A 13,649-nucleotide genomic window follows, 5' to 3' on the forward strand; every position below is an offset into this window, starting at 1 on the left:
ATCAAAACAGCGACTAGGTTCACCCCGAAAAAGCTCAGGGGCGCATCAAAATGGTTGATTTCCGGGAGCGGACTCATCGCCCGCACCCAGGAACACAATACAGTGAAGATGCACTTTATGACTTACGCGTCACGCCGTTAAGCGCACGAATGTAATATTTCGCTTGCGCAGGGAAAGAATACTGCAAGAAAGGACTGACTTTCAGTGCTCTTCGCGCCGGTGTCTGAACGGTCCTGCGTCAGAAAGAACAAAGCCCCGAACGGGGCCTTGTAGGGGGAGGTATCAGGTAAAGCTCAGGTTGACCCGCCGCTGCCCGTAGACAACCCGCGCCGCCGGCATCAACTGGTGGGGGATCTCGACGAACGGAATATCCGAGTTGGTCAGCGCGATATCGACGAGCTGCACCATGATCGAATTCTTCCTGACCAGGATCACATCGGACCAGTCGGTACTGCTGACCGCCAGGGGGATGAAGTCCGAACGTTTGATGAAGCTGCTCATCGCTTCCAGTACGCCCAGGTTCTGCTTGGTGCCTTGCACGCTGTGGCAGCAATCGTTCAACAGGATGAAGCCGTCGTCGGCCACCAGTTCCTGGTAGTACATCAAGTCACGCAGGATGTATTCGTACTGATGGTTGGCGTCGATGTAGACCAGATCGAATTTTTCAATACCGCTTCTGGGCAGGATGTCGTCAATCGCGGCAATGGTTTCGGAACGGATCACCGTCACGTTGTCCTTGTCGGTGAAACGGGTCAGACACTCGTCATACAGCCTGTCAAAGGTGGCCATCTCATCCAGTGGGCCGCCGTAGTAGTAAGCATACTTTTCAACCGGTTCAAGCCAGTGCGGCAGTGGGTCAAAAGGGCTGTAGGCACTACTGGCAGCGGGGCTCCAGCTGTCGATCAGGACCATGTGTTGCGGGTTCAGCGCATTGTAAAGATTCAGCGCGTTCTCACCGCGAAGCACACCCAGCTCGGCGATCAGAGGCTGTTTGTCGTACGCGGTAAACACCGCCCGAAGAAGGTGATAAAAGGCTTCTCGGTGGGTAATGCAGACTTTCATACCGGCTCCTTTTGCTGCATGACTTCAGCCCAGGCAATGCTGGTGACGGGTCCAAGGGTGAAACCGGAACCTTCGACGGACAGGTTCCTGTTGTAGAAACGATCATGACCCAGCGCTTCGGTCCACTTCTCTGCGAACGCCTGGCGAGCCGCTTCGGACTGCGCCAGCACACCCGCCTGGATGATCTGGGCATGGGGGGTCCACACAGTCAGGTAGCCGGCCTGACCGACTCGCAGGCAAAGGTCGATATCACCGAACGCATCGGCGAACTGCTCGACATCGATGCCATCTGCCGCTTCGAAGAGTTGCTTGGAGATCATCAGACAGGCGAAGGAAACCGCCGAGCAGTTCTGCTCCACCGCCAGGCGATTCATGTAGCCATTGGCCGTCTTCGGCTCGCCTACGAACGGCGAACCCACCACGCCATTGAAACCGAGGATCAGACCCGCCTGCGTAACCTGGCCTTGCTCATCGACCAGTTTAGCGCCGGCGACGCCGACTTCCGGACGCAGCACCTGATTGAGCAGGGACTCGATCCAGTTGACGTTGACGACCTCCGCGTCTGCGGCCAAGGTCACCAGGTACTCACCCTGAGCGTGCTGGCTGGCGGTGTTGATCAGGTTGGCGGTTGTCAGACCGGGCGCGGCACTGAACAGGCGAACCCGTTTGGCATGCGGGCCCTGGCCGTCGAGCCAGTTACCCAGCTCGGCCGCGTACGAAGGATCGTCCGCCAGCAGCACTTCGTAACGATGGTAGCGAGTGCGCTGCAGGATACTGCGGATGCAGCGTTGCAAGGACTCGAGATCGCGGACGCCATGCAGGATGACCGAGACCATCGGGCGTTCAGTGAAGCGGTAGTCGATTTTGTGCGTGCCCGGCACCAGCGTGCCGACGTCGGCCTGATAACCACGGGTGGCCAGGTGACGCAACAGGACCCTGCGCTCATCGGCGTTGGTTTCCTGTTGTGGGGCATTGCAAATCAACAGGGGTTCGGCCAGGTGCGCGAAGCCATCCAGCCCGCCTTGCTCGATCAGGCGCAGCAGCAGGTCGAAGTCCAGTGCCTTCTTGAATTCGCGGGCATACCCACCCGCCTGAACCATGACTTCCCGGCGAATCAGCCAATGACGCGCCATCACACCCGGGTAGCTCTGCAGCAGATCGAGGTTGAACCCTGGACGGAAGACACCGGCCAGCGTCCCGTTCTCCTGGCGCTGGAATTCATCCATGGCCACGGCCCGAATCTGTTTGTCGCCCAGCAATTCGAGACTCGCCTGGTACAGGCCGCTTGGCGTCAGTTCATCACCTGCTTCCGCCAGCACCAACCAGTCGCAGTCCGTCTGCTCGGCCACCTGATTGATCTTGTCCACGTAGTTGCTTTCGTTGACCTTGACGAAATGCAGGGTGTTTTGCAGCGTGGTTTCAGCCGGCAGATCGCCGGTGGTGAAAACGACGATCTTGAACGCTCGGCAGTAGCTGTTCATGATGCTGTCGAAAGTCGCCTGCAGCTTGAAGATGTCGGCTTCCAGGTCCAGCAGCAGAATACCGAATGTCGGACCACCGGCGTGACGTGCCAGATGCCGGGAAATATCCTTGAGCTGAGCCGCACTCGGATCACGCGCCTCGAGCCACTGCAGCAGTTGACCGGACTGTGTGGCATCGAACAGCCGACCATTGTCTTCGAGCGTCGCCGCGCCCAGACGCTGGCCCCAGGCCAGAATTTTCTGCGCCTGCTCCTTGTCGCCATCGGCCTGCAGCGAGCCAGCCAGCTGCTGTACCACATCCTGATTGAATGCGTAGAGTTCAAAGGCCTTGAGCAAGCGCTCATTGAGCGGCTCGGCACTGGCATTGCGGTGAACGCGCGACCACTCCTTCTGCTTGAGCATCGTGGCCTCGAGCTCATCCAGTTGCACCTGGCTCGTCGGCACTGCGTGCAGGAGAAACTCCAGTGCACTCAGCACATCGAAAAATACCTGGTTATAGAACGGCAATTCGACGTATTGCGTCGGTTCGAAACGACGCACCGGCTCGCCGGATAGAGCATCCCAGGTCGACTCGAACAGCTTCTCGGTCACTTCACCAAAGGTCACGCTGCGTCGCTCGTGCAGCGCGTAGGGAATCGGCAACACGCGCGCCTTGGCGCCCGCAACCAATGCATCCGAATAGCCATTGCCGACCACGTTCGGGTTGAAACCCTGGCTCAACGAGGCAAACCAGCGGCGCAGGATGTCGGTGCGAGTGACCGCGTTGGCGAGGGATGCGCCATCAGTGCCCAAGAGCGCCAGACGCGCCACAGCCGAGTCGTCGCCAAAGTCCTCGCAACCCTTGCGGTCACGGCGATAGTAATCGACACGATCAGCATGGGCTTCGAACGCCAGGCTGTAACCCTGGCAAGTGCCGTAGTCGGCATTGGCGTCAAGGAAGGCCAGCGATTGGTCGAGCGCCTCGGGCAGCAGGAAACTTTCGACCTCGGCGACGGCCATGTAGGGCGTGGAAATGCGCTCGATCACTTTGCTCACGGTGATGGTGAAGTGTTCGAACCGTGGCGCGGGTGCATGCAGGTACTGCACGCTGGAGAACGTCGAGGCGATGCCGGCATCCGGTTGCGACGAAGAATCGACAACCAGGACGGCACAGGGCAAGGCGCTGTAGTAGCGCAATGCACGACGCAAGGCGCGTGGCTGCTCGTGAGCCAACAGCACCAGAGTCAACCGCTCGCTCAACGCAGCAGTTGTTCCATTCGAGAAATTGCTTTGCATATAAATTCCTATGACGAGCGGGTTGCCGAACCAGCGGCGTTATGTTCGTTTGGCAGTTTCACGTTGAGGTTATTCACTCCGGCAGCCAGCCATCGGCCCAGTACTGCAGGTTGTCGCCGCGCAACATGAAGTCGCGCAAAACCACTTCTCGCAATTCGTCGCCCATCCGATAACTGGCAGCAGGATCAGAAAGGTGCATGCGAATCGCTTGGAGCCATTCGTCCGTGCTGTTGGTCCGGATGCGGGTGCACGGCAGATGACCGCGATACGCTTCGGTATCGGAACAGATCACCGGATAGCCGCAGGCGCCGTATTCCAGCAGTCGCAGATTGCTCTTGCAGTCGTTGAAAATATGAAATTCCAGGGGTGCCAACGCGAGATCGAGGTTCAGGCTCGCGAGCTTCGCCGGGTATTCCGACAGTGCAACGCCTGGATGGAACTCATGGACATAAGGCTTGAGCATGTCCGGACACATCCCGAACAGCACCCACTCGACCTCATCGGCCAGTTCGCGCACGACGTCGGCAATCAGTTCCAAATCACCACGGTGGCTGGTACCGCCGCCCCAGCCGACACGTGGTTTTTTCGAGGTCCGGCGCCGACTGGTGAGTTGGCTCCACAGATACGGGGCCAGCATGTTAGGCACCACGCGAATGTTGTGGTGCATGTCCGCGAGTACGCCGGCCAGCGCATGGGTCGACACCACCACCCGGTCGCACATGGCGATGCCTTTGCGCATCAACGCTTCGATGTTCTCGGGCATGTTGCGCGTGTGTTCGTTCTTCTCGGGAATCCGGACGACGTAATCGTCCAGTTCGTAAATGCGCATGGCCTGTGAATAGTTTTTCAACTGGACGATGTCATTGATTTTGTTCGGGTTGTAGCGCCCCTGGAAAATAACGACATCGGGCGACTGACGCTCGACTTCGATGATCGACGGCGTGTCATAGGCCACCCGCCCGACGATTCGTCCCGCATTCTGCAACTCGAACAACGGCTGGCTGACTCGGTAGTGACCGATCGCCGAACTGTTGAGCGCCAGACCGAGAACAGTCGGCACATTGCGCGTACACAGCGGGTTCCACCCCGTGCGCGCGCCGGGATAGAGGCCGAAGCTGTCGCCACTCAAATTCAGGTTGCGGTTGTAGGCCGGATCATTGGCGATCTGTGGCAACCAGCGTCGGTAGAACGTCTCTTGTTCGAGTTCCAGTTGCTCCTTGCTGCGCTCTTCGGTCCGGGTCTGTACAGGCGGAACCAGCACCACATTCGAATAGGGTGTGGTAACGATCAGGTAACCTTCCCGGCCCACGCGCAGACAAAGTTCAAGCGCGTTGATGCCTTGTGTGCTGATGGTCTCTTCGTAACCGCCGACACTGTCGAACACCTGCCTGCGCACCAACAGGCAATGACCGCTGACGGCGCTCCAGTTCTGCACCACGTGCAGTCGCTGCATGTAGCCACCGGAGGCTACCGGCTCATTGACGAATGCCCGGCCCGCCAGACCATTGAGGCCCAGGACCAGACCGGCGTCGATCACGTTGCCTTGCAGGTTGAGTGTGCGTGGCCCGACGATCCCCACCTCCGGTCGCTGCCCATGATTGAGCAGCTCATCCAGCCAACGCTCTTCATGGGCCACACAATAGGGGCTGAGCAACAACAGATAATCGCCCCGCGCTTGTTGCGCCGCGAAGTTCCTGACGTGTGCATCGCTGCCCCTTTCGGAACAGCAATAGATGCGCAAGGTGTCGCTGCCCAGTTCTGCCATGGCCTCGAGCCAATGGCGCATCTCAGTGCTTTCACTGGCATTGTCGACAACGATGATTTCGTAACGGGTGTAGGCCGTCGTGCTGATCAGGCTGTTGATGCAACGTTCGAGCGCAGACAATTCGTCACGCACGTTGATGATGATCGACACCAGCGGACGCTCGCCATACTGATATTCGATCCGCGGGACCAGCTTCAGCACCGGCCCCGGATGCAACACATGACTGACCCCGATGCGCTGCAAGTGCGCCGTGATCAGACGCATGTTCTGTTCTATCACTTGGGGCAGGGATAACCATTGCGCGAAGGCGAACATCGATTCGACCTGCACTTCCGAGATATGCCCGATGGCATGCGTCCCGTCCGTTTCCACCAGGCGCCAGATCAGGTCATGTGGCGCCAGCTCACCCGCCTGCGAATCGAATCCGCCCAATGCGAGGAATCGTTGCCGCTCGAACGCCAGAGTGCGGCCAACATAGGGGTAACTGCGCATGAGGTCGAGGTTGAAATCGGGCTTGAACACCGGCTGCTCGGATTCGTCGTCCACCAGCGCACCTTCGTCGCTGTAGATGCAGGACGCGCCCGGCGCACCCACGATCCGATCGGCCAGAACCAGCAGCGCGGACTCGGTCAGCCGGTCGCCGGCACGCAACAGATAGAACCAGTCGGCCTCATCCAGTTGCGGCATCAATTGGTTGAGTTGCTGCGGCCAGTCCGATTGCAGTGGCAGACGCACAATCCGGTCATCCAGCTCGCCAGTGCCATTGGACAACAGCACGATCGATTCACAGGCGTAGGTCTGGGCCTCGAGACTCTCGAGGGTCACACGCAGCGCGTAGGCGTCTTCATCTGCATCGATGATCACCGGAACAATCGCAGGACGGTGCGCCCAACGTGCTATCTGCCGGGACAGCACTTGCTTGCGCGATGGCGTGAGGCGGCGGCAGTCAATCCATTGCGCATACAGGTCGGCATAGCTTTCAGTGTCGGTACCGACCTGAACCAGCATGATGCCCTGGCGCGTGGACATTATCGTGTAAAGATTGAGCTCGTCCCACTCTCGCGACTCCGGCGCCGTGAGTTCCTCCATCATCACGTAGCGAACCCAGTCAGTGGCCGGTGGGGCCTCGCCACCGCGTTGAGCGATCATCTGAGTCAGCCATTCCCATTCGACGGCCGCAGCAGAGACCATCTCCGGGCGCTTGCTCAAACGCTCCGGGTACAGGCGTTCGATGCTGCCAACGTTGCTGAGCTGCACCAGATTGCCACGCCGCAACAGACAGACGTACAACGCGAAATCGAGCACGGCGTTGAACCCGGCGTCGGCCAGGGCAGGCAGCAAGGTGGCGATGTCTTCGCGACGCATCAGTGCACAGGTGAAGCCGCCCAGAACATTGCGCGGTGTTCTCTCGAAGGCGGCCAGCAGATCATCGCCCTTGAACAACGCATCGAACGGCGTCAACCCGACGTTTTCCATGCGGATCGGCAAGACGTAGTTGTCGGCGTCGACCACGTGATGCTTGCTCACGACCAGGATCACCTCGCCATGCTCGCGCAAAATGGCGGCCTGCTGAGCGATGTCGTTCACCATCAGTTGATCGTCATCACACAGGAACTTGATGAACTCGCCCCGGCTCTCTTCGAAGCAACGCAGCAGGTTCTGCTGGAACCCCAGGCGTTCGGGGTTGCGCTGATAACGCACCTGCACGTGCGCAGGGACATTCAGTGACTCGACGATCTGTTCGATCTCGTCGGTACGGCAATCATCGCAGATGACGATTTCAAGGTTTTCGTAAGTCTGGTCGAGTGCACTTTGCAGTGCCTCACGGAAAAAACGCGGGTTGAACGCAGGGATGGCGATACTGACAAGAGGAGTAGGTTTCACACGCGTGATTCTCGACCGGTGGGTATCTGCTCCCGCGAGAGCAGACACCCTGAACCGTAAAAAATAGGTTCAGGGCCGCACGCAAGCATGCGACCCCTGCTCTGGATCAGACTTTGTTGAACAGGCCCAACTGGGCAATTTTGCTGAACGCCAGCTGGGAAGCTTGCAGCATGGTTTGCTGCAGGGTCAGGCGGGTCATCACTTCGGCCGGGTCCGAGTCACGGATCACCGATTGGGTCTGGGCATTCGCCAACACCAGCGCCTGGTTGGAATCGCTCTGAATATCCAGCGCCGAGCCACGACCACCAATCGAGCTCAGGCCGGCGGACACCTGGTCAATGCCGCTGGCGAGGTTGGCCATGCCTGCGGTCATGGCCGCCTGTTGTTTCTGCAGGGCAACAGCGTTACCCGTGGTCGGCGTGTTCAGCGCAGTCTTGAGCTGGCTCACGGTGTCCAGGATGTTCTGGGTCTCGTGGGTGTTGACCGCCACGTTGAACTGGTCACCGTTCTGCAAGGGATTGCCGGCGGTGTTGTCCAGCGTGAACTCCACGCCGGAGGCGGTCGCAGTGTTGCCGACCATGGTGCCGCTGGAAACCGGACGGCTGTCGGCGGTGATAGGTGCCGCGTACAGGTCGAAGGTGGTGTCGCTGGTGAACTTGAGCACCGCCGAGCCACTCGGGAAGCTGGCGTGGTAGGCAACCGGATCGGTAATGCGGGTACCGGTCGTCTGCACCGAGCTTGGGTTGCCCGGGCCGCGCGCGACGTTGAAGGTATCCGGCTTGGCTTCCAGGGTGAACGTACGACCGGCCAATGGAGCCGCCGGGTCGTTGAAGTTCAGGGACAGGTCGATACCGCGAAAGCTGATGCTCTGGTTCTTGCCCGTGGTGATCACACCGCCCTGAGTGGCTTCGTTGGTCACGTCGTTGCCCAGGTTGTCCCTGATCAGCAACTGCGTACCGCTGACGAACGAAATCTGATACGGCTCGCCACCGCGAAACTTGCTGTTGTACGTTACATTCGAGGTCACTTGCCCGTTGGACAGGGTTACCAGGCCGTCATTCATCGAACCGGTGACCTGGGTGCGAGCGGTGTTGATCGCCTGCTGGAACAGCTCCCAACCGGTGCTGTTGGTGGCCATCGACATGTTGTCGCCCACCGGCAGGTTCAGCGTCGACTGGTCGCCGTTGTAGGAGTAGGTGCCGTCAGAGTTACGGCTGAACGGCGCCACATCGCCCTTGGAGCCGGCAAAGATGTACTTGCCGTTCTCGTCCTTGGTGTTCATCAGGCTCAACAGCTGCTCTTCGATCTGGCCCAGTTCCGAGGCGTTGGCCTGACGGTCGGCGTCGGTGTAGCCGGCGTTGTTGGCGCCAATGGCCAGTTCCTTGGCGCGTTGCAGCACGTTGTTGATGCTGTCCAGCACCGACTCGGCCTGCCCCAGGGTCGCCTTGATGGTGTTGGTATTGGCCGCATACTGATCGAGCATCGAAGCCTGCTGACCCAATTGCAGCAGGCGGGAAGCGCCGACCGGATCATCGGCGGCGGTGTTGACGCGCACGAGGCTGCTGGCCTCTTCGCTGCTCTTGACCACGTTGGAGAAGTTCTTCTGATAGTTGGCAGCCGTGGTCTCGTAAAACTGGGCGGTAGAAATGCGCATGGACTACGACTCCTTAAAGGCTGTTGATCAGTGTGCTGAAGATTTCCTGCGCAGCCTTGATGATCTGCGAGGACGCGGTGTAGTACTGCTGATATTTGACCAGGTTGCCGGTCTCTTCATCGAGGTCGACACCCGACAGCGAGTCGCGAGCCCCCTTGGCGTTGGCCAGAATGGCTTCGGTGGCGGCGCTGTCGAGCTTGCCCTGGGCGGCCTTGGAACCGACACCTTCGACCAGCTTGCCGTAGGCGTCGGTCAGGGAGATGCCCTTGCTGGCGGAGCCGGTGTCCACGGTCTGCGCGGTTTGCAGGCCGGCCAGCGCCGTGCCGTTGCGGTTGTCCAGGGAACCTGGCTGGCTGAGCGAGACGTTGATCGAGGCGCCCGACGTCGGCGAGCCGGCGACGGTCATTTCGAAGGTCGCGGTGTACTGGGTCGCAGGCGGCGGCGGGATCGGCGCGCCCGTGGCATCCTTGAGCGGGATGGTCAGGTTGAGCGTGTTGTTCTCGTTCGGCTTGATGGTGCCGCTGCTGATCACACCGCCATTGGCATCCAGGAACTGGTAAGTCTGGCTGGTGCCGTCGGCCGACACGTCACCAAACACCACCTTGGTCGGCGTGGAGTACTTCAGGCCGTTCTGCATCGCCGTGGCGGTCGCCGTGTCGTAGATGTCGAACTTGGTGGTCAGCGTCGGCTGGCCGCTGGCCGGAATCGTCAGGGTGCCACTGTTGCCGGCGCCGATGGCCGCGCCCAGCGGGGCCGCGATGGCCAGACGCTTGGAGTCGGTCATCTCGGTCTTGATGTTCGTCGCCGCGTTGCGGGTCGGGGTGATCTTGAAGGTGTCGCCGGCGGTCGCGGTGTTGCCTGGAGCCGGCGTGCCGCCCTTCAGGTTCAAGGAGAAACCGTCGATCACCGGAGGTGGCGTCGTCGTGGTGCTGAAGCTGCCCATCGGCGTGTTGTCCGGCAGACGCTGGACGGTGTAGTCGGTGGCGCTGGTGAAGGTCACCTTGTAATCGTTGATGGTCAGCTTGCCGGTGTCTTCGATCGTGACGTCGAAATTGCCACTGCCGGCATTGTTGCCGAGGGCCGCGACGCTGCGCTGAGACATTTGCGCAGCGCTGTTGATGCTGTTGAACAGGTTCGAACCGAAGTCACCGTTCTTGTCGATGCCCTGGGCTTGCAGGCTGTTCATCTGATCGGCGACGACCAGGGCCACGCGACCCAGTTCGTTCATGGCCGGGTCCAGCACGGTGCTGCGATAGCGCAGCAGACCGCCGATCTCGCCACCGGTCATGATCGAGGTGATGTCGATGGTGCTCGAACCACGATTGAGCTGAATCCCCAGACGACCCGGATCGTCCTTGCTCGGGACCATTTCCAGTTTGCTGGCGGTGTTGCCCATGACCAACGGCTGGCCGCTGCCCAGGTAGATATCGAGGCTGCCTTCGCGCTCCACCACTTGCGCACCGGTAAAGGTCGACAGTTGGCGAACGGTTTCGTTACGGGCGTCGAGCAGCTCGTTGGGCATGCCGCCGGCACTGGAAATTTCCGAGATGCGCTGGTTCAACTGGGCCACGGTGGCGGCCAGCTTGTTGACCTGGTCAGCCATGTTCGTCAGGTTGCCGTTGATCGTGGCGTTCTGCTGATTCAACTGCGTGGACATCGAGTTGAAGCGGTTGCTCAAGGCCTGCGCATCGCTGAGCAGCAACTGGCGCGACGCATCGTCACCCGGCTTGGCGTTGACGTTCTGCACCGAGGCGAAGAACTTGGTCAGGGCGCCGTTCAGGCCGGTGCCGCTGTCCGACAGCAGCTTGTCCAGCGGCGTCACCTGGCCCAGGTAGGCAGCCGAGTCACTGTTGAGCGAAGTGGTGGTCTGCAACTGTGCATCGAGGTAGCTGTTGTAGACCCGACGTACATCGGCCAGCGTGGTGCCGGTGCCGATCCATACGTTGCCGAACTGCTGCGAGGCCTTGGTGCCTTGCACTGTTTGCTGGCGCGAGTACCCGGCGGTGTCGACGTTGGCAATGTTATTGCCGGTTGTCATCAATGAGGATTGACCAGCGGCCAGTCCCGACATCCCGATATTGAGCAAACTCATGGTTCAGACCTTAATCCTTGTGCCCTTATAAAGGCGTGGTGGAAGCGCCCGCCGCAGCGTAGTTCTGGTAACTCGTCATCTGCTTGGCTATCTGCGAAATCTTGCTTGCGTAGTCGGGGTCGGTTGCGTAACCGGCCTTTTGCAACTCGCGTACAAACTGTTCCGGGTTATCGGCCGACTTCACGACTTCTTGATAGCGATTATTGGTTTGCAGCAAGGTCACAAGGTCATGAAAGCTGTCCTTGTAGGAATCGTAGGAACGGAACTCGGCCGTCTCCTTGACCATCGCGCCATTCCTGAATTCGCTGGTGATTGCCCGCGCCGAATTGCCCGTCCAGTTACTGCTGGCCTTGATGCCGAACAGGTTGTGGCTGCTGCTGCCATCCTGGGCACGCATGACCGATTTACCCCAACCGGTTTCCAGCGCGGCCTGAGCCACGAGGTAGCGCGGATCGACACCAATGCGATCGGCCGCTTCCTTGGCCATCGGCAGCATGGTGTTGACGAATTCATCAGCGGAGCTGAAGGCTTTCTTCGCCGGCGCCAGGGGGATCTGCGCCATGGCCCGGCCGTGGATCTGCAGGCCACCGTTGGCGGCGGCCTGTGCGTTCGCCAGCCAGTCGCCATTGAACAGCGGACCTGAACCGGTGAGCGCGGTGCGATCAGGCAGTTGCGTGTTGCCGGTCGGCGCCACCGATGCCGGGGCCGTCGCCGAAGGAACAAGACCCGCCAGCAAACGATCGGCCAGCTTCGGCGGCAACGCCAGGCGCCGCTGATTGATCAGCGCCATGTCATTGCGATGCCCGCCCTCGCCCGCCGACTGTGGTGCGTGCACCGAACGCGAGGCCCACAATGGACGCTCGCCGTTGACCCGCGACAACGGCCCGTTGGCTCCCAGGGTCCCGGCGGCAACCGGTGTTTCCACCGCCGCTTTTGCCGCCGCCTGCTTGGCGGCCGATGCCGCTTCCGCTTCGCCCGGTGCCAATGGCTTGTTCTTCTGCATCTGGCGCATCAGCACGTCCGCCAGGCCGATACCGCCGCCTTCGCGTGACATGGAAACAGCCAGTTGCTGGTCGTACATTTCCTGGTACTGCTTGGCCGCCGGCGTGTTGAGCGGGTTGCCCTCGCCCAGGGTGTCGGTCGCTTTGCGCATCGACTTGAGCATTTCACCCAGGAACAGCGACTCGAATTCCTGCGCGACCTTGCGCAGGTTGGCGTCACTGTTCTTGTCGCCGACCTTGAGCTGGTTCAGGCGATTGAGGTCCGAGTAGGAACCCGAATCGCTGCTGCTGACCAGACCACTCTTGTACATGTCCATGGTCGCTGTCCTCAGATCACGATCAGGTCGGCTTGCAATGCGCCAGCCTGCTTCAGTGCTTCGAGGATGGCCATCAAGTCACCTGGCGCTGCGCCGACCTGGTTCACTGCACGCACGATCTCGTCGAGCGTGGTCCCCGGACCGAACTTGAACATCGGCTTGGCTTCCTGCTGGGCGTTGACCCGCGAGCGCGGCACGACCGCCGTCTGGCCATTGGACAGAGGCCCGGGCTGGCTGACGATCGGGTCTTCGGTGATGGTCACGGTCAGGCTGCCGTGGGTCACGGCGGCCGGGGAAACCTTGACGTTCTGGCCGATCACGATGGTACCGGTGCGCGAGTTGATGATGACTTTCGCCACCGCCTGGCCCGGATCGATTTCGAGGTTTTCCAGGATCGACAGGTAGTCGACGCGCTGGCTCGGATCCAGCGGCGCGCTGACCCGAATCGAACCGCCGTCGATGGCCTGGGCAACGCCCGGGCCGAGCATGTCGTTGATCTTGTCGACGATGCGCTTGGCCGTGGTGAAATCCGAACGGTTGAGGTTCAGGGTCAGGCTGTTGCCCTGGTTGAAACCGCTCGGCACCGAACGCTCTACCGATGCACCGCCCGGGATGCGGCCGGCCGACGGAACGTTGACGGTGATCTTCGAACCGTCGCGACCTTCGGCATCAAAACCGCCGACCACCAGGTTGCCCTGAGCGACCGCATAGACGTTGCCGTCGATGCCCTTGAGCGGGGTCAGCAACAAGGTGCCGCCACGCAGGCTCTTGGAGTTGCCGATCGAGGAAACCGTGATATCCACCTGCTGGCCGGGCTTGGCAAAGGCCGGCAGATCGGCGCTGACCGACACCGCCGCGACGTTCTTCAATTGCACGTTGCCCGACCCCGGTGGCACCTTGATGCCGAACTGCGAGAGCATGTTGTTGAAGGTCTGCAGGGTAAACGGCGTCTGGGTGGTCTGGTCACCGGTGCCGTTGAGCCCAACCACCAGGCCGTAGCCGATCAACTGGTTGGAACGCACGCCGGAGATGCTGGCGATATCCTTCAGGCGCTCGGCTTGAGCGCTGAAAGCGGAAGACAGCAACAGGGCGGCCACCATCAGGTGTTTAAGATTCAA

7 protein-coding genes are annotated in these 13,649 nt (G+C 60.5%); all 7 read right to left on the bottom strand.

Annotation, left to right across the window (positions count from 1 at the left end):
• Positions 1 to 282: 282 nt before the first annotated feature.
• The 7 genes from QIW53_RS07040 to QIW53_RS07070 all read right to left on the bottom strand — a co-directional run bounded on the left by QIW53_RS07040 (position 283) and on the right by QIW53_RS07070 (position 13,631).
• The gene (locus QIW53_RS07040; RefSeq protein ID WP_201189748.1) at positions 283 to 1,062 is read right to left on the bottom strand and encodes a class I SAM-dependent methyltransferase; all 780 of its coding nucleotides are present in this window, start codon (positions 1,060 to 1,062) and stop codon (positions 283 to 285) included.
• Entirely contained in the window at positions 1,059 to 3,818 is a 2,760-nt protein-coding gene (locus QIW53_RS07045) for a glycosyltransferase family 2 protein (RefSeq protein ID WP_371048915.1), read from the bottom strand. Before QIW53_RS07045 ends, QIW53_RS07040 begins: the two co-directional genes overlap by 4 nt.
• Before the next feature lie 73 nt (positions 3,819 to 3,891).
• Positions 3,892 to 7,467, bottom strand: a complete 3,576-nt coding sequence (locus QIW53_RS07050) for a glycosyltransferase (RefSeq protein ID WP_371048916.1) — start codon at positions 7,465 to 7,467, stop codon at positions 3,892 to 3,894.
• A gap of 106 nt (positions 7,468 to 7,573) precedes the next feature.
• Positions 7,574 to 9,121: a flagellar hook-associated protein 3 gene (locus QIW53_RS07055; protein WP_371048917.1), complete on the bottom strand. Its 1,548-nt coding sequence runs from the start codon at positions 9,119 to 9,121 to the stop codon at positions 7,574 to 7,576.
• 13 nt (positions 9,122 to 9,134) lie between these two features.
• On the bottom strand, positions 9,135 to 11,213 hold the full coding sequence (flgK, locus tag QIW53_RS07060; RefSeq protein ID WP_371048918.1) for a flagellar hook-associated protein FlgK: 2,079 nt from the start codon (positions 11,211 to 11,213) through the stop codon (positions 9,135 to 9,137).
• A gap of 25 nt (positions 11,214 to 11,238) precedes the next feature.
• Positions 11,239 to 12,531 (bottom strand): flagellar assembly peptidoglycan hydrolase FlgJ, encoded by a 1,293-nt coding sequence (flgJ, locus tag QIW53_RS07065; RefSeq protein WP_371048919.1) that lies wholly within the window; start codon positions 12,529 to 12,531, stop codon positions 11,239 to 11,241.
• A gap of 11 nt (positions 12,532 to 12,542) precedes the next feature.
• Positions 12,543 to 13,631: a flagellar basal body P-ring protein FlgI gene (locus QIW53_RS07070; protein ID WP_371049079.1), complete on the bottom strand. Its 1,089-nt coding sequence runs from the start codon at positions 13,629 to 13,631 to the stop codon at positions 12,543 to 12,545.
• Positions 13,632 to 13,649 lie beyond the last annotated feature (18 nt).

Origin of the sequence: Pseudomonas fluorescens (genome assembly GCF_041354075.1) — a bacterium.
In the GTDB taxonomy this organism is placed as follows: domain Bacteria; phylum Pseudomonadota; class Gammaproteobacteria; order Pseudomonadales; family Pseudomonadaceae; genus Aquipseudomonas; species Aquipseudomonas fluorescens_CE.

What these genes read in the sequence shown, in the direction of transcription:
- QIW53_RS07040 (WP_201189748.1), bottom strand. Translation starts at nt 1,062, where the DNA reads ATGAAAGTCTGCATTACCCACCGAGAAGCCTTTTATCACCTTCTTCGG.
- QIW53_RS07045 (WP_371048915.1), bottom strand. Translation starts at nt 3,818, where the DNA reads ATGCAAAGCAATTTCTCGAATGGAACAACTGCTGCGTTGAGCGAGCGG.
- QIW53_RS07055 (WP_371048917.1), bottom strand. Translation starts at nt 9,121, where the DNA reads ATGCGCATTTCTACCGCCCAGTTTTACGAGACCACGGCTGCCAACTAT.
- flgK (WP_371048918.1), bottom strand. Translation starts at nt 11,213, where the DNA reads ATGAGTTTGCTCAATATCGGGATGTCGGGACTGGCCGCTGGTCAATCC.
- flgJ (WP_371048919.1), bottom strand. Translation starts at nt 12,531, where the DNA reads ATGGACATGTACAAGAGTGGTCTGGTCAGCAGCAGCGATTCGGGTTCC.
- QIW53_RS07070 (WP_371049079.1), bottom strand. Translation starts at nt 13,631, where the DNA reads ATGGTGGCCGCCCTGTTGCTGTCTTCCGCTTTCAGCGCTCAAGCCGAG.